Source organism: Bacillus sp. FSL W8-1141 (genome assembly GCF_038593205.1).
Taxonomy (GTDB): domain Bacteria; phylum Bacillota; class Bacilli; order Bacillales; family Bacillaceae; genus Bacillus; species Bacillus altitudinis.
Genome location: NZ_CP151973.1, coordinates 509,697 through 536,214, shown reverse-complemented (window position 1 = coordinate 536,214; position 26,518 = coordinate 509,697). Strand labels below are relative to the sequence as shown.

At 41.1% G+C, this 26,518-nt stretch carries 23 protein-coding genes and 1 riboswitch; of the genes, 6 read left to right on the top strand and 17 right to left on the bottom strand.

The annotated features are described in order from the left end of the window. The first annotated feature begins 6 nt into the window (after positions 1-6). Positions 7-576, top strand: a complete 570-nt coding sequence (locus NSQ52_RS02565) for a GNAT family protein (protein WP_008346964.1) — start codon at positions 7-9, stop codon at positions 574-576. Between the two features lie 99 nt (positions 577-675). Next, on the top strand, positions 676-939 hold the full coding sequence (locus NSQ52_RS02560; RefSeq protein ID WP_008346966.1) for a hypothetical protein: 264 nt from the start codon (positions 676-678) through the stop codon (positions 937-939). 40 nt (positions 940-979) lie between these two features. Here the strand turns inward: NSQ52_RS02560 and NSQ52_RS02555 are convergent, their stop codons facing one another. The 14 genes from NSQ52_RS02555 to NSQ52_RS02490 all read right to left on the bottom strand — a co-directional run bounded on the left by NSQ52_RS02555 (position 980) and on the right by NSQ52_RS02490 (position 20,168). Then, entirely contained in the window at positions 980-1,204 is a 225-nt protein-coding gene (locus NSQ52_RS02555) for a hypothetical protein (RefSeq protein WP_024720475.1), read from the bottom strand. A gap of 417 nt (positions 1,205-1,621) precedes the next feature. Continuing rightward, on the bottom strand, positions 1,622-2,104 hold the full coding sequence (locus tag NSQ52_RS02550; protein WP_041507159.1) for a DUF2247 family protein: 483 nt from the start codon (positions 2,102-2,104) through the stop codon (positions 1,622-1,624). Between the two features lie 4 nt (positions 2,105-2,108). Further along, complete coding sequence (locus NSQ52_RS02545; protein WP_342474103.1) at positions 2,109-3,701, bottom strand: T7SS effector LXG polymorphic toxin; 1,593 nt, start codon at positions 3,699-3,701, stop codon at positions 2,109-2,111. A 194-nt stretch (positions 3,702-3,895) separates the two neighbouring features. Then, positions 3,896-5,617, bottom strand: coding sequence for a pyruvate oxidase (locus NSQ52_RS02540; protein WP_019743133.1), 1,722 nt, complete (start codon positions 5,615-5,617; stop codon positions 3,896-3,898). 70 nt (positions 5,618-5,687) lie between these two features. Next, positions 5,688-7,514 (bottom strand): APC family permease, encoded by a 1,827-nt coding sequence (locus NSQ52_RS02535; RefSeq protein ID WP_035703793.1) that lies wholly within the window; start codon positions 7,512-7,514, stop codon positions 5,688-5,690. Between the two features lie 112 nt (positions 7,515-7,626). Then, positions 7,627-7,774, bottom strand: a riboswitch (cyclic di-AMP (ydaO/yuaA leader). Positions 7,775-7,840: 66 nt separating this feature from the next. Then, the gene (locus NSQ52_RS02530; protein ID WP_342473888.1) at positions 7,841-9,922 is read right to left on the bottom strand and encodes a cellulose biosynthesis cyclic di-GMP-binding regulatory protein BcsB; all 2,082 of its coding nucleotides are present in this window, start codon (positions 9,920-9,922) and stop codon (positions 7,841-7,843) included. Between the two features lie 4 nt (positions 9,923-9,926). Continuing rightward, positions 9,927-11,195 carry a glycosyltransferase gene (locus tag NSQ52_RS02525; RefSeq protein WP_024720234.1) on the bottom strand — a complete coding sequence of 423 codons (1,269 nt, stop codon included), beginning with the start codon at positions 11,193-11,195 and terminating at the stop codon, positions 9,927-9,929. Beyond that, positions 11,188-12,903 carry a DUF2334 domain-containing protein gene (locus NSQ52_RS02520; RefSeq protein WP_342473887.1) on the bottom strand — a complete coding sequence of 572 codons (1,716 nt, stop codon included), beginning with the start codon at positions 12,901-12,903 and terminating at the stop codon, positions 11,188-11,190. Before NSQ52_RS02520 ends, NSQ52_RS02525 begins: the two co-directional genes overlap by 8 nt. Next, positions 12,893-13,744, bottom strand: coding sequence for a GGDEF domain-containing protein (locus NSQ52_RS02515; RefSeq protein WP_144679562.1), 852 nt, complete (start codon positions 13,742-13,744; stop codon positions 12,893-12,895). The genes NSQ52_RS02520 and NSQ52_RS02515 overlap by 11 nt, the downstream gene beginning before the upstream one ends. Continuing rightward, positions 13,725-14,807 carry a glycosyl hydrolase family 8 gene (locus tag NSQ52_RS02510; protein ID WP_342473886.1) on the bottom strand — a complete coding sequence of 361 codons (1,083 nt, stop codon included), beginning with the start codon at positions 14,805-14,807 and terminating at the stop codon, positions 13,725-13,727. The genes NSQ52_RS02515 and NSQ52_RS02510 overlap by 20 nt, the downstream gene beginning before the upstream one ends. A gap of 197 nt (positions 14,808-15,004) precedes the next feature. Continuing rightward, positions 15,005-17,191, bottom strand: coding sequence for a DNA topoisomerase III (locus NSQ52_RS02505; RefSeq protein ID WP_041091165.1), 2,187 nt, complete (start codon positions 17,189-17,191; stop codon positions 15,005-15,007). 72 nt (positions 17,192-17,263) lie between these two features. After that, a complete protein-coding gene (locus tag NSQ52_RS02500) occupies positions 17,264-18,319 on the bottom strand; it encodes a tartrate dehydrogenase (RefSeq protein WP_045035033.1) in 1,056 nt (351 codons plus the stop codon). A 99-nt stretch (positions 18,320-18,418) separates the two neighbouring features. Next, positions 18,419-19,351: a DMT family transporter gene (locus NSQ52_RS02495; RefSeq protein ID WP_058336789.1), complete on the bottom strand. Its 933-nt coding sequence runs from the start codon at positions 19,349-19,351 to the stop codon at positions 18,419-18,421. Then, complete coding sequence (locus tag NSQ52_RS02490) at positions 19,341-20,168, bottom strand: AraC family transcriptional regulator (protein WP_058336831.1); 828 nt, start codon at positions 20,166-20,168, stop codon at positions 19,341-19,343. The genes NSQ52_RS02495 and NSQ52_RS02490 overlap by 11 nt, the downstream gene beginning before the upstream one ends. 153 nt (positions 20,169-20,321) lie before the next feature. On the opposite strand from NSQ52_RS02490, the gene NSQ52_RS02485 reads away from it, so the two are divergent. After that, complete coding sequence (locus tag NSQ52_RS02485; protein WP_045035043.1) at positions 20,322-20,996, top strand: GntR family transcriptional regulator; 675 nt, start codon at positions 20,322-20,324, stop codon at positions 20,994-20,996. Between the two features lie 129 nt (positions 20,997-21,125). Next, on the top strand, positions 21,126-21,422 hold the full coding sequence (locus NSQ52_RS02480; RefSeq protein ID WP_008347156.1) for a DUF3817 domain-containing protein: 297 nt from the start codon (positions 21,126-21,128) through the stop codon (positions 21,420-21,422). Positions 21,423-21,479: 57 nt separating this feature from the next. On the opposite strand, the gene NSQ52_RS02475 is transcribed toward NSQ52_RS02480, so the two are convergent. After that, the gene (locus tag NSQ52_RS02475) at positions 21,480-23,723 is read right to left on the bottom strand and encodes a hypothetical protein (RefSeq protein ID WP_342473885.1); all 2,244 of its coding nucleotides are present in this window, start codon (positions 23,721-23,723) and stop codon (positions 21,480-21,482) included. 160 nt (positions 23,724-23,883) lie between these two features. Between NSQ52_RS02475 and NSQ52_RS02470 the strand changes: the two genes are divergently transcribed. Further along, positions 23,884-24,102 carry a hypothetical protein gene (locus NSQ52_RS02470; protein WP_035390420.1) on the top strand — a complete coding sequence of 73 codons (219 nt, stop codon included), beginning with the start codon at positions 23,884-23,886 and terminating at the stop codon, positions 24,100-24,102. Positions 24,103-24,115: 13 nt separating this feature from the next. Further along, positions 24,116-24,298, top strand: a complete 183-nt coding sequence (locus NSQ52_RS02465; protein ID WP_008347162.1) for a hypothetical protein — start codon at positions 24,116-24,118, stop codon at positions 24,296-24,298. A gap of 593 nt (positions 24,299-24,891) precedes the next feature. On the opposite strand, the gene NSQ52_RS02460 is transcribed toward NSQ52_RS02465, so the two are convergent. Both NSQ52_RS02460 and NSQ52_RS02455 read right to left on the bottom strand, forming a co-directional pair. Further along, on the bottom strand, positions 24,892-25,314 hold the full coding sequence (locus NSQ52_RS02460; RefSeq protein ID WP_008347166.1) for a pyridoxamine 5'-phosphate oxidase family protein: 423 nt from the start codon (positions 25,312-25,314) through the stop codon (positions 24,892-24,894). A 296-nt stretch (positions 25,315-25,610) separates the two neighbouring features. Beyond that, positions 25,611-26,480 (bottom strand): SDR family oxidoreductase, encoded by an 870-nt coding sequence (locus tag NSQ52_RS02455; protein ID WP_024720227.1) that lies wholly within the window; start codon positions 26,478-26,480, stop codon positions 25,611-25,613. Positions 26,481-26,518: the final 38 nt, after the last annotated feature.

The window sequence follows — 26,518 nt, the reverse complement described above, 5'->3', positions numbered from 1 at the left end:
GATCACATGTTTTTTTATCAGGATCAAGATCTATCCATGCGGCTGCTTGAACCAAGAGACGCGAGAAGTCTGTATCTGCTCATCCAACGCTCAAGAGAGCACTTACGTGAATGGATGCTATGGGTCGATTCGACGCAGACAGAAGAAGACAGCATGGCGTTTATTCAAGGTGCCATGCAGCAAGCTTTGCAAAACAATGGTTTTCAGGCTGGAATCTGGTCACATGGAGAACTCGTTGGTATCATTGGCACCCACCAAATTCATTGGATTAATCGGACGGTTTCCATTGGCTATTGGCTCGGGGAAGGCTATCAAGGAAAAGGCATCATGACAAAAGCATGCAAAGCGGTCATTCACTATTTATTTGAAGAGTGCGGTCTGCATCGCATTGAAATAAGGGCCGCTGTTGATAATCAAAAAAGCAGACGCATCGCAGAGCGTTTATCTTTTTCACTTGAAGGCATATTAAGACAATGTGAATGGCTAGGCGACCACTTTGCCGATCACTGTGTGTACGCACTTTTACAGCCTGAATATATGAAACAAAAAACGAATTCGATCAATCAGCCCACTTAATTGTGTCGATTGCATGAACTATTTTACAAAGTGAAGCTTTGTAGTATCCGTTGTGATTGGCATCTGATAAAATAGAAGGAAAAAATCGAGGTATGATGTATGTCTCTTATTATTTTATTTTACTTATGGATTGTCCCTTTATTATTTGGCATTTTCTTCTCATTCCTAACAAAGAAAGCCACATACAAACGCCGCTTTGTTCCATCATATAGCATGGCAGGACTCAGCATCGTGTTTCTCATTCTGGCACTCGTCTTTTCAGCCAGTCATTTTCTATTCATTTGCGGTATGTTCCTATTCGCCACTACACTTGTCGGCACAGGCATCCCGTTATTTTTAGCCTTTACCAAAACACCTTCATAAACAAAACCACCTTTTCGCGATGGAAAGGTGGTTTCTTTTTTTACTGCTGAGGCATTCGATAGGTCATCGTACCATTTGGGTTTTTTTCAATTACTTTCACAATGTCTTGAAGGATCTCTGACGCTCGATCGCTTGAGTCATACTTGCCGAGCGTCTTGACCCAAGAATCACTGCCAGCGATAAACCCTTCAATCTTTTTACCGGTTACTGTGACTTCGTGAACATTAACGAAACTTTGTTCGTTTTGTGTGAAAATCCATAGCATGGTTTATTTCCCCTTTTTTTGTGGTGATTGGGTTAGTTTAACATATGATTCCCAATTATGTGTGGGGTGATTTGGTATGAAAGTGAATTTACAGTTTAAAAAACCTTGATTTTATCAGAAAAATCAAGGTGAAATTTTCTATCTATGATAATCGTAATTCCTTCTACGAGTTCACCCATATTTTTATTTTCAAATTTCTCGGATATGATACTTATTTTATTGTCAATCTATGTTTTCACCGTTTCTTTCAAAATTTTATAAAATGATCCTATATATAACATTCCACGTAGAATTCAATCACCAAAGGACTTCTGCAATTGCATGAAAATCCCTATGCTCAAGAGAAAGGTCATTAGACAAACAATCTTATGTACGAAAAAACGATGGCTTATTTATCCATCGTTTTCTTTAAGTTCTCTACTTATTTAAAATCAATTGTTTTTCATTTTCTAAAAACTCTTCTACAAGTTCTTTCATTGTTTTTTGTGAATCATGGGGATAATAAAATGCGTCTGATACTTCTCTAAAAAAAACATACATATTTTCGGGCGTGTGAAAGACTGAGAAAATATGTTCAATTTCTTCAAAGATGGTATCATCAGTTGAGTGAGTATACGCTTCTTTCATAATACTATATAGCCACTTATGATATTCTCTCGTCATGTCTTCCGAAGAATTATCAGAGATTATGCTTTCAAGTATATCATCTACCTTTACTTCTTCTTGTTCCCACGCTAATTCAAGAATGAGCTCGTTATCATCATGAGGGTTATTTTCTAGATATTCCACTGCATAGTTTGTTACTTCTAAGGCAGGAATTAAATTATACTGTCTACCAATAAACAACGTAGCCCAATTACATTCAAATCCACTTTTCTTGATTATTTCAATTTTATACAATTTTTTATTTCCCCCATTGATTTATTTTTCCTGTAACTTTGCCGTCAGGTATAAAAGTTCTATGGGTTACTTTGTTAGTTGTTGGATCTACAACCCATTCAAACACGCCATTTCTTATCTCTTTCGACTGTATCATTTCAGGTGCATTATTCTTAATTTTTACAAACTTTGTCTCATACTTAACCATTGATCCCTCAATTTGATACAACGAATCCATATGTCCTCTTCTATTCGGCAAATCAAATCTTTTAGAATGAACTGCATAGTTGTCAATAATATCATTAAATCTATGATAAAAATCATCTTTTAATGCACTACCTACTCTTGGATTATCTAAAACCGGATGCTTAAGTTCACTCGTACTCTTAATCCCCATCTTCCCACGAAAACCTTTCGATCCAAACGGTAAAAGCATTGTAAGCGCCGTATTCATACTCGCTTCCTGTTGTTCTTTCGAGACTTTATTTCCAAACATGTCTCGACCCGTAATCGCTTCGCTGAAGCCGTTGGTCGCGGTGAGTCCATATAAGCCTTTTTGTGATGTTTTCAACGCATCGAAAGACTTCTGTGATGTCTTGTAAATGTCGACCGCTCTGACTGCGGCGGACGTGGCTTGAGTCGTTTTATAGACGGCTTTTCCGCCTTTGAAAATACGTCCTGCCCAGCCGACAATCGGGATGTATCCTGCTGCTGCCATGCCGCCTGCGGCGACTCGCTGGCCTGCGGTAAGTTCTTCACCTGTGATCGGATCGACACCTGTTGCGGCACGTTTTGCATCGTTCACGCCTGTCAGTTCATTGACGATATTTCCTCCGTAATCAAGAGCTTTTTCATACCACGGACGGTTGGCGAGCGCTTCTTGTTCCTTTGCGATCTTGCGAGCTTCTTCTTGATCTTTTTTGATTTTTAGATATTCAGAAGTTTGCTTCTCAATATCGCTTTTTGCCTTGTAGATTTCGCTATTTTGATACGCTTTCTTGTCAAAATTCATAGGCGAAATGGACTTTCTGTTATTTGTGGCATTGATCATTTCTGCGTACAATGCCATTGTAGCCTGCTGCTCCGTCTCTGACAAAGCATATTCATCTTTTAGATTTTGATCAAGTTCTCTTAGGTCTTTCACTGTCTTTTTTCGCTCGTATTCCGCATCTTCTATTTTTTCATCAAAAGTTTGGCTATCAAATACCTCTAGTGAAATGAGGTCATCTATATCTTGAAAAATGGTTTTGAGTGCCTTTTTTTGATCTTTTACAATGCTTTTGGCGTTTTTGATGCCCATATGAACGGCATTGTCTAAAAAGTGTTCTTCAACAAAGGTGTCGCCGCCAAAATTTGTATCATCAAGTGTCCCAGAAACACCTTCATGAAAGGCTTTTTGTTTATCAATGAAGCTAATAAACATGTCCACATTTCCGGCGAGTTCTTTGTAGAAGCTTTTAATGTTATCGGCACCTTTTCCAGTGAAGTCGTCACCGAGATTAGCAACACCTTGTAATGCCTTTTTTAAATCTATCATTTGTTCGCGGAGTTCCTGATAGTGTTTTGCCCTTGTATCCATGGCACTGGTTAGTGCTTTTGCATCAAGTATCTTGCCCAGATTAAGCCACTCCCTCCATTATTGATCATAAAGTCTATTTTACCTTTCTCACCGAATTGGAAAAATAGGCTTTAAGTTGCAAAAAATCCAGTCTGTATATTTTTATATAGAAGAAAACAAGTGACAATTGAAATGATTTTACCTATTCAACAAAAAAAGTCAGTCTTCTAATTAGAAGACCGACTACCTGCTGTTTAGAAAAAGCGTTTAAGGCTTTTCTTGAGTGGAGGGATATCCAGCTCACCTTTTTCAAAGAATTTTTTCAATAAATATTTACTAAAGCCTGCTGCTTGTGTGTACGTGATTTTACCAGGTAACGGTGGTTCATTGGTCACCGCAACATCAATAATCACAGGTTTCTCAGCTTGAAGTGCTTGATCAAAGGCTGGTGCTAGTTCTTCATGTGATGACACCGAGATTCCTTTACCACCGCATGCTTCTGCAAATTTTGCAAAATCAATATCTTCCAGCTCTATACCATAGTTGATGTTGCCTTTTACCTGTTGTTCATATTCAATCATACCAAGATTGTTGTTGTTTAAGATCACAACGACAATTGGCAGTTTATATTTTACCGCCGTCACAAAATCTTGCATCACCATTGTGAAGCCTCCGTCACCACAGACAGCAATGGCTTGGCGGTTTGGTTCGTTTAATTTAGCTGATATTGCGCCAGGTAACCCACAGCCCATTGTGGCAAGCCAGCTGGAAATAATGAAATCCTGCTGCTTCATTTCGAAATGACGTGCCATCCATACCGTCACATTACCGACATCAACTGAAAGAATGGCATCATCATCGACCGCTTCTTCTAATCTAGCGATGACTTGCTGCGGTTTAAGCGGTGATGTGGCAATAGATTTTTCCTTATCCATTTCTTCTCGCCACTTCATCATATGCTCTGTACAAGCTTCAAGGAAACCGCGCTGCTCTTTATATTCAATATAAGAGGTTAGTTCATGAAGACCAGTCTTACTGTCACTTACAATCCCCACTTCTACTGGATATCTTTTACCGATCTGATCCGGTTTGATATCCAATTGAATGGCAGGTGTGTCTTCCGGTAAGTAATCCCTATATGGGAAGGAGGTTCCAAGCATGATTAATAAATCGCACTCTTCCATCGCTTCATATGCAGGCTTCGTCCCGATCTGACCTAGGTTCCCTAAAAAGTATGGATGCCTGTCTGGAACAACACCTTTTGCTGGAAGTGTAATGACGATCGGTGCAGCTGCCTTTTCTGCAAACGAAAGAAGTTCTTCTTTAGCATTTCTTAATCCTTTTCCTGCTAAGATGACTGGCTTCTTCGCATTGTTAATGAGTTGAGCAGCCTTTAGCAGTTGATCTTTCTTCGGCCGCACATCTCCCTCTACATAAAGAGGTGATGTATAAACGGGACTCCGCTTAATTTTCTGAGAAAATAAATCATCTGAGACAGTGAGAACCGCCACCCCTTTATGGGTATAAGCAGCTTTGATGGCTTGATTCAATAAGTCAGGCAGAGCTTCTGCTGTTTGTACTTGCTGATTAAAGACAGCAACATCGTCAAACATCCGCTCTAATTTGATTTCTTGAAATGCATCTCTGCCTACTTCAGTTGAGGCAACCTGCCCTGCAATCGCTAATACAGGTGCACCATCCGCTTTTGCATCGTATAGTCCATTTAATAAGTGGACAGCACCTGGCCCAGCAATTGATAAACAAACACCAAGTTTGCCTGTTAGTTTCGCATCAGCTGCTGCTGAAAGTGCTGCCACTTCTTCATGTCTTGTTTGTATAAATTGAATTTTGCTTGATTCATGCCTTAGTTCTTCGATTAATTCGTTAATACTGTCGCCGGGCATTCCATAAATATGTTTCACGCCCCACTCTTCCAGTAGCGCTGTTACTTCTTTTCCTGCGGTTCTTTGCGGCATGTGAGAAAACTCCTTTTTTCTTACTCCATACCACCGCACCCTTTTGATCAAACGTTTCAACTTGCTCTTGTTACTTTTTAAAGTGATATGGAAGAGTGGCGACAACAATATCCCGTTTCCATAATAAACGGAACCTTAATAAGAAAGCAGATTGATTATGCAAAATGGTGTGCCATCTTTTTTTCGGAATAAATTGAGGGACGAGTACCATCACTCTATATTGATGCGCATTTGCTTTCGCTTCAATCGTTTCAAGAAACTTATCAAGCGGGTGAATGAGACTTCGATAAGACGAATGTAAAATCACAAGACGCACATCACTATTCAGCTTTTCCCAATCAGCTTCAATTTTCTTGTCTTTCTCTTTATCAAACGATACATGAACCGCTATGACCTGGTCTGATAAGGATTTTGCATATTGAACAGATTGTTCGACGACACGTGTGACACCTGCTATTGGGACGATGACCACATTCCCTTTGATTTCGACAGGCTCGGTTTCATTCAATAAACGTAATTGTTCTCCAACAGACAGATAATGTTTCTTAATAGAATAAAAAATAAATAGAACAATTGGCATGAAAACAAATACCGGCCATACAAGATGGAACTTGGTCAAAATGAGAATCATGAAAACCGTAAATGAAATAAGTGCTCCTACGATATTGATAGGCATTTTCACTTTCCATCCCTGTGGTTTTTCACGAATCCACTTTACACACATACCTGTCTGAGACAAGGTAAATGGAATAAACACACCGACAGCATAAAGTGGAATGAGGTGTTCCGTTTTCCCATCAAATAACCAAATAAGCAGCATAGAAGCTACACCTAAAAAGATAATACCATTGGAATAACCGAGCCGATCTCCTCTCACTGTAAACATGCGCGGCATATATTTATCCTTTGCTAAGTTGACAGCCAATAATGGAAAAGCTGAAAAACCTGTGTTTGCCGCTAATATTAAAATTAAAGCTGTGACAGCTTGAATGACATAGTAGAAAAATGTCCGTCCAAAAGTGTCTGATGCAATCTGTGACACAACCGTTTCTTCTGGCTTTGGCGAGATGCCAAAACCAAACGCAAGCAATGTCACTCCTACAAATAGAACGGCCAGTAATCCCCCCATCATCAATAAAGTTCTCGCTGCATTTTGTGCAGCTGGTTTTTTAAAGGATGGAATTGTATTAGAAATCGCTTCAACACCAGTTAAAGCAGAACAGCCAGACGAAAATGCCTTTAATAAAAGAAATAACGTGATGCCTGATACATGTGTGCCAAATGCTGTATGTTCAGGTGCTGGCGGCACTTGCCCTGTTAATAGTTTAAAACCGCCCACCCCAATTAAAATGAGCAATGAAAAGACAAATAGGTACACAGGATAAGCCAAAATAGATGCCGACTCTGTCAGTCCGCGAAGGTTTAACACCATAATCACTAGGACTAATACGATTGAGATCATGACATGATATGGATATAGAGCTGGAAAAGCCGATGTGATTGCATCGGTCCCAGCAGAAATACTCACTGCTACGGTTAAAATGTAATCGACGAGTAATGATCCACCAGCAACCAGCCCTGGTTTTTCACCTAAGTTTCTGCTGGAGACGACATACGCCCCGCCGCCTTCTGGATAAGCATAAATAATCTGGCGGTAAGATAGAATTAACGCCATTAAAAGAATTAATACACAACCTGCAATCGGGAGTGAGTACCAAAACGCTGCCGCACTGACAACTGATAGAACAATTAAGATTTGTTCTGTACCGTATGCGACTGACGACAATGCGTCTGATGACAATAATGCCAAAGCTTTGATTTTTGATAGTTTTTGTTCTCCTGCTGCCTGTGATTTTAATGGTTTACCAATTAAAATACGCTTCATCAAACTGTACATGTGATGCCCGCTCCTTTAGTGTCAAACGATTTGAGTTACAAAATTGGGATCGCCAAAAAGACACAGAGGCAATAGAATGCCCCTGTGCCTATTGTTTAGATCACAGGTTGGTCTTTGCTCTCTTTAACGCTTACGAGGTTAGCTGACGGATTCGGGCGCATGAGATTTTGCCCTACCTTAAAAGGATTCACCCCACGTGGTGTTTTATACCACCACAATTGGTTCCCCCGCTCATCGAAATGATTCAGCGATTGGTCTTTTATAAAAGAGATCATACTCCCGTTTGACACCAAAGTAAAGAGATTTTTTCAAGGTCTTTTGATCGTTTAGAACTCAGTCTTTTTACGGTTTTTTCGTACGAAATAGACAATCATCACAAGCACCAAAAGGATGAGTGCAGCGATACACGCAAAGTAAATCCAAGACTCGCTACTGCTTTGTTTTTCACTTGTTTTCAGACTGCTCGATGTGCTACTGACGGATTGATGATTAGTAAACACGCCTTTGTTTTTACTCTCTATTGCAACTGTTGCTTTTTCTGTATTTGTTTGAAGAAATTGCATTACTTCATTTGACACGTTAGCTTCAGCTGCAGTCATTCCTGAAAAGACTGTCATTGTCTGTTCTTTATTCCAAACAGATGGCTGCGTCCATACAATTCGAGCCGTTGTTTCGTTGATCATGCCGAAAGAAGATACATCATACTGATCCTTTTTCACCGGAACAACGAGATCGGCTGCTTTTTCTTTCAGAAGAGAGAATGTTTGAATGCCTCCGATGAAAATGAGAGGGTGATTTTTCAATTGTTCATTTGTCACTTGAGAAGCTTTCATTAAATGATATTGAGCTACTTCTGGCTGACTAAAAGATTCCGTCAACATGGCCATTTGATTGATTGTTTCACGTTTGATTTGATCTGGTATGATGATCAATGTATTTTTCGAAGTGAACGGGAGCGGCCATGCGGCTAAATCTGGCTTTTCACTCGTTGTTCCTTCTGGTATTTGAAGAGAGCTGTCTTTGTCAATGAATATCCAGCCTTCTTCATCCGTATGTCTGCAAGATTCCATGTTTTTAAAACCACTTGTGACAAATTGCAAATCAATATATTCATTTTTTTGAAGTATCTTTGAATCTACTGGAATCGAGACATGATAGAATCCATTCGCATCTTTACTGCCTAGTTTTGTTAATGGTACGTCGTGCGGTTCGTCATTGATCATAACAGTTAACCGTTCTGTTTTGCTTGCAGCTGTATCAGATTTTTTGAATGAAAGATTGAGCTTTGCACCTGATTTTTGGTTAGCCAGTAGCGCTTTCGGATAATAGTAGTGGTCGGATGCCGTCTTGTTGGTCCCAACCGTGACATCATCTCCGCCAAAATCTTTCAAAGGAATCTTGTGAGATGGTTTAGACGTTTGAGCTGCAGCCTTTTGAAGCAGCAGGTCTGTTCCAGTCAGTTGATCCGTTAATTCTGACTGAGTTAGAACATTGATTTTTTCAGCGATTGTCACAGGCTTTTCCGCTGTCACTAATAAAATGGGCTGTCTTGTTTTCTTTGCTGTCAAAGTTCTCATCGCTAACGTAAGATGACTACTTTTCGTTTTAATTCCTGCAGCTTGTTCAATCGTTTTCATCCGTCCATCCCAGCTTCCTATAGCTCCCACAGCAATCGTTGGGTGAGCCACTTGCTTGATGTCCTTTTCTTGGATCAGTTTGATCTCTTTTTGGCGATCTTTGTTTTTCAACGTACGATATACTTTGATGGCTGCTTCTAATTCAGCTGCATCCGGTGAATTAGGAATTACAATGTCTGTCTGTTCTTTCTGATCACCTGTTTGAATAAAAGGTGATGGAAAGCTATCTAATGTGAAATCTTTTGTCTGGATTCCTTTGAATGTAAGTTCACTTTCAGGATACACTTTTAGCCAATTAGCAGGTGTCTCTTGGTTGATACACACGCCTTCTTTTAAAACACCATAAAAGGTGACCTGAATGCGGTGAGTACCTTTTTTCAATTGTGCTTTGTTCAACTTGATTTGAATCGATTTCTTCTGGTTTTTCCCTGATACAGGGATGGTCTTTTCGATCTCTCCATCAATCATAACAGTGAATGAGGAAGGTGAAATCAATAATGGTGAAGTCTCTATATTTAACGTCAATGTGCTTGACTCTGTTTTTTCCTGATCCACTTGATAGGTAAAATCAGTGCGGTCTTCTTGTCCATATAAGGTCACTACGTCTTCTGATAGATGCTGCGTTTTTGTTTTGCTTTCTTTTGAAGATTGAACCCAATCATCTTTGACTTGAACTCGGTTGGATTGCGCCATTGCTTGACCTGCCATGAAAAAAGGCTGGATCGCTAAGGATAATCCTAATATATAAATCAACCATTTTAACGATTTCAATATGTCACCCGCTTTTCTTTTGTTGTTGATTGTAACGCTCGGTTTTGTACCATTTCACTTCTTGTTTCAATAATCGGCTTTTCACCTCTACACATAAGGAGTACACAACAAGCGCAATCCATACTTGGGAATAGGTAAAGTACATGAGAACGACAATGAGAATGTTTTGTTTGGTCAGCTCTGTTTTCTCTATGCTTAACGTAATCATCACTTCTGTTAAAAAGAGGAAGAAGGCTAACCCCCATAGGATGAGTGCCACAGCTCCCACAGATAAGTGAAGATCAACGAATAAGTTTACGATAAAAATGCTGTTGGAGAGCAGTACACCAAAGAAAAATAAGAAATACGTAAAGAAAAAATAAAATAAATCGAAAATCATTCGTTTTCGTTTTAATTTCATAAATTGCCTTAAAAATTTGAGCACAACATATTGGTTGCCTCTAGCCCAGCGTGTTCTCTGCCGCCACCAGACTTTCCATGTTTCAGGCTCTTGTTCCCATGTAATCGCAGCAGGAAAGAACCGAATCACATAGCCCAGATTATACACACGAATTGTTAATTCAGTGTCTTCAGCTAGTGCATGGACATCCCAGCCGCCAAGCTCTTCTAAAATGTGCCGGCGGATCGCAAAGTTGGTGCCTGGTATCGTCGCAATGCCAAACCATTTCCATCTCCCGCCTTGCGCCATCCACTGGAAGCAGATCGTTTCTATGTTAATGAATTTTGTAAGGAGGTTTTTGGCTGCATTGATGACCCTGAATTTCCCGACAACAGCACCTGCTTTAGGATCATTCAATAATCCAAGAACCAAATGGTAGACGGCTTTCTTTTCAGGCATATTATCTGCATCGTATACACAAATAACGTCTCCTGTCGAAGCCTTCAAGCCTTCATTCAGTGCAGTAGATTTCCCCTTCCCTGCAAATGGCGGCTTTGTTTCAATCATATGGACATGATCGTATTGCTCACTAAATGATTGCACAATCTCCCCTGTACGATCAGAGGAATTGTCATTAATCACAATGATTTCAAGAAGGTGTTTGGGATAGGATAACTGGACCATGGCTTTTAGCGTCTGCCGAATGACCACTTCTTCATTATGTGCTGGAATGAGAATGCTGACCGTCGGCAGATCTTTCCCTTGTTTCGTCCATTTAGGCAGCACTTTTTCGTAAGTTAAATAGTGCTGAAAGCCTCCCTGCATCAGAAACATATGATATAGGAGCATGATCCAAATCAGTATTAATGATAGGTAAAATAAGATATCAGCCACCTGATTTTCTCTCCTTAAAGATCCGTTTTTTCATCGTCAGCCTTAAATACAATGTGTAAAAAGCAAATGCCACAATAAAGAGCAGCACCACCACTGTGAGTATTCGAAGCATATTTTCCATCCCGCTTCGTTTGTTTGTTTTTGGTTCAGCTATATTGGATTGCTCTATTTGAATCTGTCCATTTCCTGTTGTTTTGATCTGGACATTCTGAGTTTGAACAGTCTGTTTTGTTTTCTTTAAATCTAGCCATTCACTAGAAGGGATCGCATCCATTTGTGTGATTACATCTTGCAGCCCATCTATCCCCGCTTCCACATCATAGGACAGCCCAATGGCGGCGGATTGGATATGCTGCAAGGATTGAATTGTTTGCTCAGTCAGTATGTTTGCACCTTCTTGGTCAGACGCTGTATCTATAGACTGTTCAGGATATAAAGTCATGCCATGAAGCATGGCGGGTGTCGACAAAAATGGTGATGCACTTCTTGTTTTCCATGTACGGTCTGAGAGCTGCACCTGTCCAAATAGACTGGACACATGGCGGGAAATCACTTCATAGCCTTGCAGGGAAATGGCGTCATTTGGCACTTCAAATGCAAGAGGATATAATCCCTGCTGCGCAAGCAGTTCAATGCCTTTTGTCAGCTTTTCTTCTGTATAGATGGCTTCTTGATGTTGATTGGATGTGTTATACGCATTAAAATCTTTTTCATTTGGAAAAAAGCTTTTGTTCAGCTGTTGATTAGCTTTCTCTGGTTCATTTGACGTAACGGGCTGATCGTACTTGACATCCCAGAATTCAAAGCCTTTACCCGACTCCTCCGTTCGATACGTACGGCTAAACCCGTGAAGAACGACACTTGCTCCATTGCTTTGCAATTGTGTTAACACGTGGACAAGTTTAGGCCGGTCACTGAGCGTCACTTCATCCCCTGTTGCTGGATCAATCCATATAGGGGTCACCGCCAGCAGAAAAGGGATATGGCGAGCTGTTACGTATCGTCCAAGTTCAAGTAACTTCTTCTCCTCCGTGACGGGGTTAATCTTCCCAATCTGTAAGTACTTTGTCGTCGTTTGATTAGAAGCCGGCAGGAGACTTTCCAGCACCTCTGCAAGCAGCTTGTCGTGCTGAAGGATATTTAGCATTCCGACATATGCCGCACCTTCTTTTGTTTGAATCACAAATGGCTGTTCAGCTTGATTTTTCTTCAATAAGAATTTACGTTGCAGATCTGTCCCTTGAACCGTCTGAGCTGTGATTCCTCTCTCTAACTGACGGTATTCTTGATCATCAGTATCTTTGATTTGACTGATGTGATCTTGTTTGTGAAAAGTAAGCTTGGAGAATGGACGAAGCTGTTCCGCATTGTATCCTATTGCGATTAAGCGTTTTGATTCGTTTATAAGACGAATTGTTTGTGCTTTCAACGTTCTCTTTTCTTCACCTATATAGATAACTAGCTGAGAGTCATTGAGGTTCTTTTCAGTGATTTGTTCATCAGATAAAATGGTCGTTCGTGTGGAAAAATGCCCCACAAGTACATCAAGCATATGAACAGATGGCGTTGTCTCACCTGATTGTGTGGAATAGACGATGAGGGTCCTTGACTCTTTCTCAAGTGCACCGGCTGATGTACTGTCTTTGATCGAAAGCATAGAGAAAAGAACGATTAACAAACAACATTTCGTCAAAACATTAAAGTTCATTCATCATCATCTCGTTTTCTAGTTCTTCTAAAAATTGCTCTGGTGTCCGATAATCCGAGCTGCTTGTTAAATGACAAACATGAAAGGTTAAGGTCACTTCACGACCATTTAGCAGGACATGCGTTTGCAGTTTATCCTTTAGCTTTTCAAGAACGATCGAGACGTTTTCTGCAGGTGTGTGAGTGAGCAGCAGCCCGATTCGTTCTTCGGATAATCGAAATTTCTTATCGGTTTCTCTCACACTTTCGCGTATCTTCATACTGAGTTGCTGGAAAAGATGCTGCATTTCTTTTTCTCCATATAATGTTTTGAATTCAGCTGAGTAGTGCATATGAAGAAGGATAAAGACGAATGGCTGTTTGTATCGTTCTGCTCGTTTCATTTCCTCAGACAATTCGAGCCTCATCCGCTCTGCATTGTCAAAGCCTGTGGTTGAGTCAATCGCTACAAATTGTTTGATGGCCCTCTTTTGTTGTTCAATGGTGTAACGCATCGTTTTTATTCGCTCATGCACGTTTCCAGCAGAAATAGCAAAAAAGAGAAGCGCCACGCCCCATATCACGACATCTTGCAACGTTTGATGAGAAAAGAGGGAATTTGTGTGACCAAGCTCTGTAAAGAACATCCCGCTTCCTATAAAGAACAAAATCAACAAAGTAAAAACCAATGCTGGCAAAATACCAAATAAAATGCCGCATCCTATCACGACAAATGTGAGTGTGATGATCATGACACTCTCCGCATCACGTCCATTCAAGTAGCCCATAAATAAAATGAGTCCCGCAAACATGAGGAGCACCGTATAATACGTGCGATAGGTGTTACTGAATAACCTTTTCATTTAGAAGCTCCCTTTCTGCAATTAGAGGCAATAAATTATCAAATGAGTGTGTATCTTTTTCGTTCATGTAGCCTCCGTAATAAGGCTTGAGAGGATCTTGGATTTGCAGCTCTTTCATTCGGTGATAGACGTCTTTTGCAAAATCATCTTCTCCTTGTTTGAGTGCATATAAGATCACCAGTGCATAGACCGAAGGTGATTCATACGTCACTGCTGGCTTTAATGTGCTCAGTTTATATCGTCCATACAGTTTTCCTTCCTTTTGGAAGTTGGTTTTCAGCCATTTCATGATGACTGTTGTATCAACCTGTGCACGTTCGGCATAAAGAGCCGTATAAAGCTGGTCGATCAAGTTGATTTCCTGATCAAACGAGTAGACTTTCTTCGCTATGTCATAGGATTTTGGAAAAAATCCTTTTTGTCTCGGTGCATTTTTTAGAATGGCCAATTGGTTGTTCATCATTTGTTCTGTGAATAGGTGGAGGGATACTAGTTCTTTGATTGCTTTTGGGTCAAGATATGAAAGTGTGATTGTATGTGAAGTTTGCTTTGTCGATGCATCATAATAGTCGGTCAACATACCCTTGAACATGTTTTTGTCTTTTAACGCTTTGGCGATTTTTTTGGCTGTGGTTTGATACACTGACTTCTGCCACAATTGATCTGCTTTTTGAAGTGCTGTTACTACACGTAAGTCATCAACTAAAGCATTGACTTTGCTTTTTTGATGAGATTCGATTTGCCAGCTAAGAAGATTATGTTCCAGTAAAAATTGAGTGCGCAGGACGTCTACCTGTTGATCAAAAGATGTTTGATCTTTTTTTCTAACAAGATAATCCATCCAAAGTCCGAGCGATTCTGATAAGTAAGTAGGCTGCTCCGCAAGCGAGGTCCGGATCATGCCTTGATCTGTCATTAAGTGGTGAGTCATAAAGTACTCTCCTGACAATACTGGCTTTGCAGGTTCTGGTTGAGCTGAATGTTGCTGCTGTTTCCAGGTACATCCGCCTAGTAAAATGACAATAAGTATAGCGATAGACGTACGATATATGGGTGTATCCATTCGTGTCCCCTTTCAATCCTTGTTCTCTCTAAGCATCTAACGATTTATTATAGAGCGTTTCTGTTTAAATGAAAATAAATATTTTATACCAAATTACGAGTCTTTTCGCTTACATATTCCCATTTACAGAAAAACAACATGTCAAAATACTCGAACAAACAAAAAACCCATGCGAATTCACATGGGTTTTTACACAACTATTGATCTAATTTTAGTTTCTTCAATTGTTCTGCAAGTGCGTTATTGATTGGTTCTTCCACTTTCTTTTGTTTCTTCATATATTTAGACACATCGTGCTTACTGGCTCGTTTTTGATTGGATTGTGATTTGCGCTTTTCGAAAACAGACAATTTCTCTCTATGACCACAAACACAGGCAAATATTTTGCCATCACCTTCTCCTCGTAGCTCAAGCTTTTTATGACAGTTCGGGCAGCGTGCATTTGTTTTCTTTGCCACATTTTTTCGATGTCCGCATTCTCTATCCTGACAAACAAGCATGGTGCCGTTTTTCCCGTTCACTTTTAACATGAGTTTTCCGCAGTCAGGGCAATGTGTGCCTGTCATGTTGTCATGCTTAAAGGTTTGGTTCGTTTGTTTGATTTCAGATACGGCTTGTTTTGCATATGACTTCATTTCACTCATGAATTGAGAAGCTTTCAATTGGCCTTTCGCAATTTTAGACAGCTTTTGTTCCCATTCCGCTGTTAACGCAGGTGACTTTAAATCTTCAGGTACTAAAGAAAGAAGCTGCTTCCCTTTCGATGTGATGAAGATGTCTTTGCCTTTTTTCTCAATTAAGAAGCTGTTAAATAGTTTCTCAATGATATCAGCTCTAGTTGCCACTGTCCCCAATCCACCCGTTTCGCCAAGGGTTTTCACTAAGTCTTTTTCCTTGTTCTCCATAAATGCAGACGGGTTCTCCATGGCAGATAAAAGGGTCGCTTCGTTAAAACGAGCAGGAGGTTTCGTTTCGCCTTTTGTCTCTTTTAATTGGCGTACGTCAAGTGACTGCCCCTCTGTTAATGCCGGCAAGTGCTGATCTGCTTCGGCTGATTCCTCGTCTTCATAGGAATCATCGTACACGGCTTTCCAGCCGGCTGATTGCACAATTTTTCCTTTCGCTGTGAACGTCTCACTGCCGATCTTGGCGATCACTGTTGTTTCCTCATATTCAAAAGGGGTCATCAGTACAGCGAGGAATCGCTTGGCAATCAGGTCATATAATTTACGCTCTTTATCGCTTAATGCACCTGGATACAGCTCTTCCTCGGTTGGAATGATCGCATGGTGATCTGACACTTTGGCATCGTTGACGAATCCTTTATGTGCTTTAATGCCTGATTGTAAAATGCGATTCACATGCTGCGCGTAAGGTCTAACGTTCATTCCTTTGAGTCGATCTTTTAATGTAGGCACGATATCTGCCGAAATGAAACGTGAATCCGTACGCGGGTACGTGACGAGCTTATGCTGCTCATACAGACGCTGAAGTGTAGACAGTGTTTCTTTTGCTGAAAAACCGTAGCGTTTATGGGCATCACGCTGCAATTCTGTCAGGTCATACAACCCTGGAGCAAAGGCTTTTTTCGCTGTTTTTTTCAGTGCATCAATCACTGCAGGTTTTCCTTTACAGGCTGCCAAGCGCTCCTTCACTACATCTTCTTGGAATGTACGGTTTTGTTTTGTCTTTGCATCCTGCCAAGTCAGCGTCAGTCCGTCTACTTGTGCAGTCAGCCCAAAGAACGGCTTCGGCTGGAATTGCTGAATGTCTTCCTCTCGCTTGGCGATCATAGCAATCGTTGGCGTTTGCACACGTCCACAGGATAACTGCGCATTGAACTTCGTTGTCAGCGCTCTTGTTGCGTTGATCCCTACAATCCAGTCTGCCTCTGCACGCGCCACCGCAGAGCGGTACAAGTTGTCATACTCTCTGCCGTCTTTTAATCGTTTGAACCCTTCTTGAATGGCTTTGTCTGTAACAGACGAAATCCATAAACGTTTTAGAGGCTTTTTCACATGTGCTTTTTCAAGAATCCACCTTGCCACAAGCTCCCCTTCACGTCCAGCATCTGTTGCGATGACAATGTCTTTTACATCTTTTCTCGCCAGCTGCGCTTTGACCGCTTGGAACTGCTTCCCTGTCTTTTTCATCACGACAAGCTTGAGTGGTTCTGGAATAATTGGTAAATCCTCTAGGCGCCAGGATTGAAATTCTTTCCCGTAGCCTTCTGGATCAGCCAGTGTGACCAAATGGCCAAGCGCCCACGTGACAATGTATTGATCACCTTCTAAAAAACCATTTCCTTTTTTATGACACTTCAGCACACGTGCAAGGTCACGTCCTACCGAAGGTTTCTCTGCTAATACAACTGTTTTTGACACGAAATTTCACATCTCTTTCTTCTATCCATCCTTTTATTATAGCAGACGTGGAGATGCGGTTCTAATGACGGATTATTTCTTCAAGCGCTTGATGATTTCGTTTGTGATTTCTTGTGTTCGATAAGCCCCGCCGATGTCTGCCGTTAAAAAGCCGTCTGCTGTGACTGACTCGATGATTTCGAGCAGGTGTGTACCGAGTTCTTCCTCTCCGAAATGATCAAGCATGAGTTTAGCGGTCCAAATTTGACCGATTGGGTTGGCGATTCCTTTTCCTGCAATGTCTGGGGCTGACCCATGTACAGGCTCAAACATTGATGGATATTTGCCATTTACATTGATGTTGGCAGCAGGCGCCACGCCAATACCTCCCATAATGGCTGCCCCAAGATCAGTTAAAATATCGCCAAATAAATTACTGGCAACAATTACATCGAATTTCTCAGGTCTTGTCACAAAGAAGGCTGAAAGCGCATCAATGTGCTGCGAGTCTGCTGTCACCTTTGGATAATCCTTGGCTACGTCTTGAAACACTTCATCCCAAAATGGCATTGTATGAACGATTCCATTCGATTTGGTTGCACTTGTCACATGCTTTCGTCTCTTTTCTGCTAATTGAAAGGCAAAACGCATGGCTCGTTCTGTCCCTTTTCTTGAGAAAACAGCATTTTGAATGGCAAGCTGATCTTCCCCTTGATAGATGCGGCCTCCAATTTCACTATATTCACCTTCACCGTTTTCTCTTACAACAAGAAGATCGAAATCCTTTGGGTGAGCAAGCGGGGAGCGAATGCCGCTCAGCTGTTTTGCAGGTCTAACGTTGATCACCTGCTCAAATTCACGTCTAATTTTAATGAGCAATCCCCAAAGTGATACATGATCCGGCACTAAATTGGCATCTCCGACTGCTCCTAAGAAAATGCTGTCAAAGGCTTTTAGTTGTTCCAATCCATCCTTTGGCATCATTTCGCCATGCTCTAAATAATACTCACAGCTCCACGGAAAGTCCTGAAAGGTGAAAGACAGACCGCCATGCACATCTGATACCGCTTTCAAAACTCGAATAGCTTCAGGCACAACTTCCTTTCCAACCCCGTCACCTGGTATCGCTGCAATTGAAACATGCTTCATTGATTTTTCCCCCTTTGTTATCGGTCGACCGTCGACCGTTTCATTTGAGTTTACTAAAGAGTGCGTGTTCTTACAATGGACAAAAGACGCTTTTTTTGATCAAAGCGCCTTTTTATCCTGCATCAGCACATGGGGCTTCTGTTTCTTTCTTCCCGCACTTTTTTTATCTGAAAGCAGCAAACCTCCTAAGGTCAGTGCTGTTCCAAGCCCAGACATGAAGGTCAAGCTCTCGTGAAGAACGATCATTGAAATGATCATCGTGATAATAGGCACTCCATAAATATACATACTTGATTTCACCACACCGATCGTCTTCACGGAAAAGCTCCATGTCAGAAAACAAATAGCAGATGCAAAGACGCCTAAAAACAGCAAGTGGAAGGCAAACGATGGATTGGTCAACCGCTCCCAGTCTAAACGAACCTTAAAATGCCAGATCAGTGGAATCATCCATAGCAGTCCGTAAAAGAAGACACGCCTTGTTACCTGAATGATATGGTAGCCATATTGGTTGATCATCTTCGATAAAATGGAATAGAATGCCCAGACGATGGTTGCTGTTAATGCTAAGGCATCACCGAGTGGATTCAATTGAAACGTCGTCATTCCATTCATGCTAATCAGCACGATTCCCGTCATCGCGATGAAAAAGCCTATGAAAAACCGGCTGTGCAGCGGCTCATCTTTTAATAAAAAATAAGCCAATAAAAAAGAGAAGAATGGGACAACGGAGCTGATGACACCTGCATTCGAAGCGAACGTATAAGTAAGTGCGACATTTTCTAAAAAGTAATATAAGACCACACCGCATAAACCTGCCAGCGCAAACATCCCTTCATGCTTTTTACTTTGCACCTTCATCGTAAACGGATAGATGATCATCAGAGCCAAGTACCCTATAAAAAAACGGAAAAATAAAATCTCTGTTGGAGAAAAAGCCGTTAATAATATTTTGGTAGAGATAAAGGTAGATCCCCATAAAAAAATGGTGAACATGGCCGCTAAATGACCGAGCAGCTGTTTATTTTTCATCAGCTGTTACCTGCTTTACAAAAATTTGCTGATACTGCCCTGGCGTGAGCCCAATAAATTCTGAAAAGAAATGACTCAAATGACTTTGATCAGAAAATCCAGCGGAGGCAGCCGCATCTACAGGCTTCACTCCTTGGGCGAGAAGCTCCTTCGCAAAGTTCACTCTGACTGTCTGTAAATAACGATACGGCGTGATGCCTCTAAACTTTGTAAAAGCACGCAGCAATGAATATTTGTTCATGGACACAAGCTCGCCTAAGTCATCTAACGATATATTTTCCGTGAGGTGTGTTTCGATATATTGCTGTACGTCTCGGACTTTTTGTTCGTTGGCACGTGTGGCTGATGCTTTTTCCTCTGAGGTATCAGCATAGGCTTCAATCAATTGTTTCATAAAGAAATAGAAGGTTTCCTGTTTATTCAAAGCAGGAGCTTCTTCTGTGATCATTTGATGTAGATCATATAATGGCTTTGTTAGTTCACTTTGTAAAAACACAGGGGCTTTAAAATGCGGTTTGTGCTGAAAGACCTTCTCTAGCACACCTGCTTCAATATTTAAGCAGCGATAATCGAGTGTCCTGTGATCAATTTGTTCACATGCGTGATTATCATACGGATTAAAAAGAAGGATATCACCTTTTTCAATGATGTATTCTTGATTTTGGCAGACCAAACGTCTTTGACCGTCTTCAATAAATCCAATCACATAATATGTATGAAAATGATTCGGGAACTTTTGCATGATGCCATGAAAGCGATATGCCTCTATTTGTAAGTCTTGATCAAAATGTACAGTTCGTTCCTCTTGTGTGTTCATGTCGATCCCTCTTTTCGCTGAACTGATCATAAGTGTAGCACACCCCTTTTCTCTTGGATTGTACGATATTGACTTTTTGATGCAGGCTTGCCTAGAGGGAAAAACTTGGATAACATGAGACAAAAGATGATGTATTAAAGAGGGAATGATGGCATGAATTCATTCGAGATGGAAAGACCAACACCGTATCACATGCAATTTTATGAACAGCTGAAGCAAATGATTTTTGATGGCCAGTTTCAGCCAGGAGAGCGCATCAATGAAACACAGCTTGCCAAACAATTTGGCGTAAGCCGATCACCGGTAAGAGAGGCGATGAGGCTGTTAGAAAAAGACGAGCTCTTAATTGCGGATCATCGATCAGGCTATTCCGTCTATACGTTAACAGAAAAAGATGTCGAGGAGCTTTATCAAATTCGGGTAGCTTTAGAAACACTTGCTGTTGAGCTTGCCTGTAAGGAAGCCGTGCAAAGAGAAATGGATGAAATTGAGCAGGTTCTCACGCAGGCGGACGAAGCGATCAAGCAGCAGCTGCCCTCTAAAGAGATCGTCCAGTTACATGAAGCCTTTCACCAAAAAATCATTTTGGCGAGTCACAATGACCGCTTATCCAAACAATTGAATCACGTAAATGCACTCATTCACTATTGCCGCATCTTTCATTTTAGCGGCGGGGCTCGTGCTGAAACCATTCAAAGAGAGCATGCAGCCATCTATTCTAAAATAAAAAAGCGCCGCTCCACAGAAGCCGTTCAAGCAATGACGGAGCATTTATTGCATGATGTGATGCACTTAAAGCAAGTACTCTCTGAAACAAACAAGGAGTAAAGGACTTTTCCCATTTTTTAAGCATTCCATGAACATATTTTGAATTTTTCGTAGATTTCCGCATGTCCAGACGATCTTTCGTTTATATTAGAAGATGAGAAACTAGCTTTTATACAGGAGGATTTGTATATGCATACAAGTATTAGCCGTCTTCGACAGGCGGGTTTTATTGAGGGTATGTCTCTTTTAACCCTTCTTTTAATTGCCATGCCTCTAAAATATTTTGCGGATATTCCGATGGCGGTCACCATTGTGGGCTCTCTTCATGGCGCATTGTTTGTGATCTATATGCTCATTTTGGCATATGTGACATTTAAAGTTCGCTGGCATTTGAAATGGTCCATCGCCGGATTCTTTGCGGCATTCATTCCTTTCGGCAACTTCGCCTATGATAAGGTGCTTCGCCAGTATGATACAAAAGCTTAATCAAAAGGGCTAAAACGAAATTCGTTTTAGCCCTTTTTCTACACGCTGACGTATTTTTTAAATCGATGCATATTTCACAATGGCTGCTTGACGTGTCATTTCGTGATATGCCACCCATAATTCATCACCTGGCAGTACGCTAGTGATCGGATCGATTGGCTGTTTCACTTCATACATCACGCCATCTCTCTCAATCTGAATGATCGCTAACGGCTGGTTGCCGATGACACCGGAAAATGTGACATGGGTCACTTTTGCACTTCCTTCTTGCATAAGACTGATTTCTTTATCCAGCTCTTCTTGTTTTGTCTGCATCGTGATTTGAGTTCCTGGCTCGACCTCCATATGGTCAGGGATGAATTGACTGACCGTTTTTGTGATGGATTGACCTCCGCTAGAAACCGTCACATCCAGCATAATAGGCTTCTGATCATGAATTGTGACTGGATATTGCTTCACCCGTTGGATAGTTCCTGTTAATGTCACGTCTTTCCCCGCACGATTCCGCACTTCATGCCCATAGGCTGCCATTTTCAACTGACCGCTGATGTCAACGAGATCAGCTTTTTCTCCTGTTCTAAACTCAAAACCAGCGGCTTGAATCATCGGAATGGTATACCTTTTCTGATCTGCTTCAAATGTAAGCGATAAGACGGTGCCTCGTCCTACGGTTCCATATGATTCTATGTTTCTTAAAATAGCGCCTTTGATGAACTTTGGCTCGCTCGGCTGCGAGAAGTCACCCTCTTTTAAGAGCATTGCTTTTTTCTTTTTCGGATTGTAGAGAATGGCGATACGCTGATCCGGTTGCGGTATCTGAGTATAGGATACAACCGTTTTAACCGCCTTCTCGATATTTTCCCCATCATATTGAAATTGAAGCTGCATGTTGACCAGCGGCTGTTCATTGATGTAGGTACCCGTTTCTTTGACAGATACAATATTGGCTTCTAATGTGACACTGTCTTTTATCTTGTTCTTTCTCACCAGTCTCAAAATCGGCGGCAGGAAGATCGCTAGCACAAATAACAGCAGTGGGATAAAGAGCCATATCGCCCAGTTGAGAATGAGCGGTCCGCCCTTCATGACATATTGCATAAAGGTGTCAACAGACGTTTGGTGGGCTGGACTGGCATTTTCGATTGAGATGACCTTTTGCAAAGGGAATTCCTTTAGCTTTTTGCTTTTCGCCTCAAATGCCCCCGTTAATTGGTTGCCAAGTGAATAATAGAGCCAATCGCTCTTCACATTTTTATGAAAAGAGAGATCTTCTTTTTGTAAAGATTCATATGACAACGACTGAAAAAGCTTGCTGGCAGACGTCGCCTTATTTGTGCGATGATTATAAATATAACCAGTCAGCTTGCCTTTTGCTTCATCCTTTGCTGTAGAGCCTGCAAGAAGAACTTCTTCTTCATTCAGCTGGTAGATAAAGGTTTGGTAAATCGGTTTTGGTGTTGGGACGACTTCCCCAAGCCTTCCCTCTGCATTCACTTTCCTTGGTCTTTTTGGATAGGTGGATTCGACAGCGACAGCAACGTTTTGTGATGATCCGATCGTTTTTTGCAGCTGCTGCACGACTTTATCTTCAATGAGGCTGAACGGTTCTGCACTTTTGGAGACATAGACCCCAAGCTGATGTTTCTCGTTTGAGATTCCGCTGACATACGCCTTCTGGTCATTTTTCAAAGTCAATTCAAACATAGGGAATGGGGTCTGCCCTCTAAAAGAATTCATGACGACATCGATGGAAACAGGTCTTGCTGGCAGCTTCAGCTCGTTGAGATTGTGGACATGAAACTGACCATTCTTTAGCTCACCGAGGACCGCAGCAGCGCCTTCCTTTTCTCCTGTAAACAAGAGTCGTCCATTCCATTGATATGTATTCGTTTTTAAAAATGAGGGAATCTGTAATTTTTGCTTAACGAGTTCTTTCTTTGCTCCGCTTGGAGACAGTTTCTCGATCAACAGCTGCTCGTCTTTATTTTTTAAAGCAAGTAAGAGGTTGTTACCTTGAGTGGATGGCAACATTTCATTAAACGTATCGCTTTCCGTGGTCCATTCACTGATTCTTTTTCCTGATTGAGGATCATACATTGCAAAATGGAGCTGCTGGTTTTTTGATACAGCACTCACCACTCGTTTTCCTTCATCGAATGTAAATATTTGTTTGACGTCATATTGCGTCGCTTTCCCTGCTGACAAATCATCTTGGTAATGGTTCCACACCAAGACACTAAGAATGATTGCTGGAATAAAGAAGACAATATACCTGAGGAAAATCACTGGTATTCTTTTCACTTGATCGCTTCCTTTCATGGAGTTCCTTTTTCTTATACGTCAGTGCAGCGAGAATGTTTCATGCTAGCAGAATACCATTCCAACTTTCTAAATCCATATTTTACATATTTGATTATTTACGATAAAATCCAATCAGATTCAAAAAAAGGATGTTATCTCAATGGATAAGCTATCATCGATCATTCTAGCGGCTTGGCTGCGTGTTCCCCGTTGGTTCAAGCAAGGGGTGCTCGTATCTATTACCATTTTCTTTTTTTATATGTGCTTTGTAAAGGGGCTGACTAGCTGGCACACCTTGCCGCCTGTCACTTTGCTCGCATGCGCCATTTGTTCCTTTTTCATCTGGATGGTGTGGCTAAACAGTCAAAAAAACAAGTAAAAAGGAGAATTTCATGAAAGAATCCATCTTTTATTTTGCTATCTCTTTTGTTCTTCAATGGGTTTGGTTTGGGGTTGTGCATCCAGATAGAGGCGTGACACTGCTGGACATGTTGATCTTCTCTATTTTGTTTACGGTGATGTTCTTTTTTATTGGCCGGATTTGGAGGTATCAGAAGAAAGGGCGAAGTGAGTAATGATGAAGCATTTCCTCTTTCTGTCGATGAGTGTTCGTTGTTCTATTGTTGGCGGCGGATCTTTTTGAAGGAGATATCATGCGGACGGTGTCCGCTTTTATCTTCCTTTTTCCTATTTTATTGTTTAAAACGTAAAAAGGCTGCCAAATAGATGGCAGCCCGTTTCTTACTCTTTTCATGCAAATAAATAATCAATGTTTAATCTCCGTCACGGAGTGTATGAATTAAGATTCGATCATATCAGTGTGTCATATGTGTTCCGAGTGAACCTACGTTTGAAAGTAAACGCCATGGAAGTTCTGGATAACAAGACAACGAAAGCCCTACCTCTCATTCGTCCTTACGGCTCCGAAGCCGTGCCAGTGTGAATTGTAAATCAAAACGTCTTTTTTCCATTCTTCCGCTTTTATAGGGGGCGGTTGCAGAAGGAAAAGAATAAGTTTGTTCGCTTTGACAGCGTCTCGTTCTTATCAAGTAGAAGCTCTATTGCTTCTCATTATGTCATAGAAAAAAGAAAGTTTACTTTCTTTATTTATTTGCTATTTCAACACTTAATATAAAACTATAACACGTTCCCCCAAATTACGCAAGTGTTAAAGTGATAATTCTGCTGGTGTCCGGTTTCCTTCGTTCATATAACGAATGGAGGTTGGGTCAATCTTAAGGATCACTAGGTTTGGATCATCTTTTCCTTTAAACCATTTCTCCATCTCATCAGACCAAAGGCGGTCGATCAGTTCTGGATCATCAGTTAATGTGGCTTTACCTGCAATTTCTGCATATGTGTCCCCAAATCCTTCACCTGAATAACCAATGAGAATATGAACATTCGGATTTTTTTCAATCTCATCCGCTTTATGTGTTTCTTTGCTTGTTGGTGTATATAATGTCAGCCCTTCATGAAAAAAAGTCATATAGCGGGTATGCGGCTTATCTTGTTCAACAGTCGCCAATGTTCCCACTTTTTGTTCGTCTAATAAATTCATTACCTTTTGTTTTAACTCTTCTTGTGACATGTATCTTCACTCCTTCAAAATGTCATCCGTACTCTTAGGTTTCCACGACAATCCATTCATTAAACAAAGAAATGTGTTTTTCATAAAAAGACATCTTCTAGCTGATGCTATAAAAAACGGATACATTGAAAGGGGAAGTAGTTGAATATGCATCATGAAACGATGTTCCATTTGAGTTCGCTTGTTATTGCAGCGGTTGTTGTGGGCATTATCATATGGTCTGTCTCATCTGTACAGAAGAATCGGAAGAAATACTAAACACACCGCCCAATTAAATCTGGGCGGCGTGCTATTGATCATGTATTCATAAAGGAACCGCCGTTGACATGAAGTGTCTGTCCCGTCATATAAGACGATTCGTCCGAAGCAAGCAGTACATAGCAGCCTACATGCTCCACAGGCTGTCCTGGTCTTCCCATTGGCGTCTCGGCACCGAAGCTTTCGACACTGTCTTCATCAAATGTAGATGGAATGAGCGGCGTCCAAATTGGACCGGGTGCTACACCGTTCACCCGAATTCCATCTTTCACAAGCGACTGTGCCATAGAACGAGTAAAGCCGTTGATGGCCCCTTTTGTCGCTGTATAATCAATGAGCACTTTGTTGCCTCGATACGGGTTAATAGATGTTGTATTAATAATGGAACTTCCCGGTTTTAAGTAATCGAGTGCCTTCTTCGTAAAATAAAAATAGGAATAGAAATTGGTTCTAAAGGTTTGGTGAAGCTGTTCACTAGAAATATCTTGAATACGTTCTTTCGGATGCTGTTCGGCCGCATTATTGACTAAGATGTCCAGCTGTCCAAAGGCTTCAACTGTCTTTTCTACCGCTTTCTCACAAAAGGCTTCGTCCCCGACATCCCCTGCAATTGTTAAACATTTGACGCCTTCCTGTTCTACACGTTTTTGCGTATCCTCTGCATCCTCATGTTCATTTAAGTATACGATCGCGACATGAGCTCCTTCTTTGGCATACGCAACAGAAACGGCACGTCCAATTCCGCTGTCTCCACCTGTAATCAGCGCTACTTTTCCTTTTAGCTTACCAGACCCTTTATACGATTCATCCTCATAGATCGGCGCAGGATTCATTTCTCTTTCACTGCCCGGCTGCTGATCCTGCGTTTGGCGCGGAATGCCATTTGTTAAGTATTCACGTAAATCCATGTGTAAGCTCCTCCTTGATTTGTTGATGTATCCTTTCA

Excerpts from the sequence above, each read along its gene's own strand:
- NSQ52_RS02490 (WP_058336831.1), bottom strand. The coding sequence starts at position 20,168 with ATGAACACACAAGAGGAACGAACTGTACATTTTGATCAAGACTTACAA.
- NSQ52_RS02565 (WP_008346964.1), top strand. The coding sequence starts at position 7 with ATGTTTTTTTATCAGGATCAAGATCTATCCATGCGGCTGCTTGAACCA.
- NSQ52_RS02460 (WP_008347166.1), bottom strand. The coding sequence starts at position 25,314 with ATGTCACAAGAAGAGTTAAAACAAAAGGTAATGAATTTATTAGACGAA.
- NSQ52_RS02515 (WP_144679562.1), bottom strand. The coding sequence starts at position 13,744 with ATGAAAAGGTTATTCAGTAACACCTATCGCACGTATTATACGGTGCTC.
- NSQ52_RS02535 (WP_035703793.1), bottom strand. The coding sequence starts at position 7,514 with ATGTACAGTTTGATGAAGCGTATTTTAATTGGTAAACCATTAAAATCA.
- NSQ52_RS02500 (WP_045035033.1), bottom strand. The coding sequence starts at position 18,319 with ATGAAGCATGTTTCAATTGCAGCGATACCAGGTGACGGGGTTGGAAAG.
- NSQ52_RS02510 (WP_342473886.1), bottom strand. The coding sequence starts at position 14,807 with ATGGATACACCCATATATCGTACGTCTATCGCTATACTTATTGTCATT.
- NSQ52_RS02480 (WP_008347156.1), top strand. The coding sequence starts at position 21,126 with ATGCATACAAGTATTAGCCGTCTTCGACAGGCGGGTTTTATTGAGGGT.
- NSQ52_RS02465 (WP_008347162.1), top strand. The coding sequence starts at position 24,116 with ATGAAAGAATCCATCTTTTATTTTGCTATCTCTTTTGTTCTTCAATGG.
- NSQ52_RS02485 (WP_045035043.1), top strand. The coding sequence starts at position 20,322 with ATGAATTCATTCGAGATGGAAAGACCAACACCGTATCACATGCAATTT.
- NSQ52_RS02470 (WP_035390420.1), top strand. The coding sequence starts at position 23,884 with ATGGATAAGCTATCATCGATCATTCTAGCGGCTTGGCTGCGTGTTCCC.
- NSQ52_RS02520 (WP_342473887.1), bottom strand. The coding sequence starts at position 12,903 with ATGAACTTTAATGTTTTGACGAAATGTTGTTTGTTAATCGTTCTTTTC.
- NSQ52_RS02540 (WP_019743133.1), bottom strand. The coding sequence starts at position 5,617 with ATGCCGCAAAGAACCGCAGGAAAAGAAGTAACAGCGCTACTGGAAGAG.
- NSQ52_RS02455 (WP_024720227.1), bottom strand. The coding sequence starts at position 26,480 with ATGGATTTACGTGAATACTTAACAAATGGCATTCCGCGCCAAACGCAG.
- NSQ52_RS02495 (WP_058336789.1), bottom strand. The coding sequence starts at position 19,351 with ATGAAAAATAAACAGCTGCTCGGTCATTTAGCGGCCATGTTCACCATT.
- NSQ52_RS02560 (WP_008346966.1), top strand. The coding sequence starts at position 676 with ATGTCTCTTATTATTTTATTTTACTTATGGATTGTCCCTTTATTATTT.
- NSQ52_RS02555 (WP_024720475.1), bottom strand. The coding sequence starts at position 1,204 with ATGCTATGGATTTTCACACAAAACGAACAAAGTTTCGTTAATGTTCAC.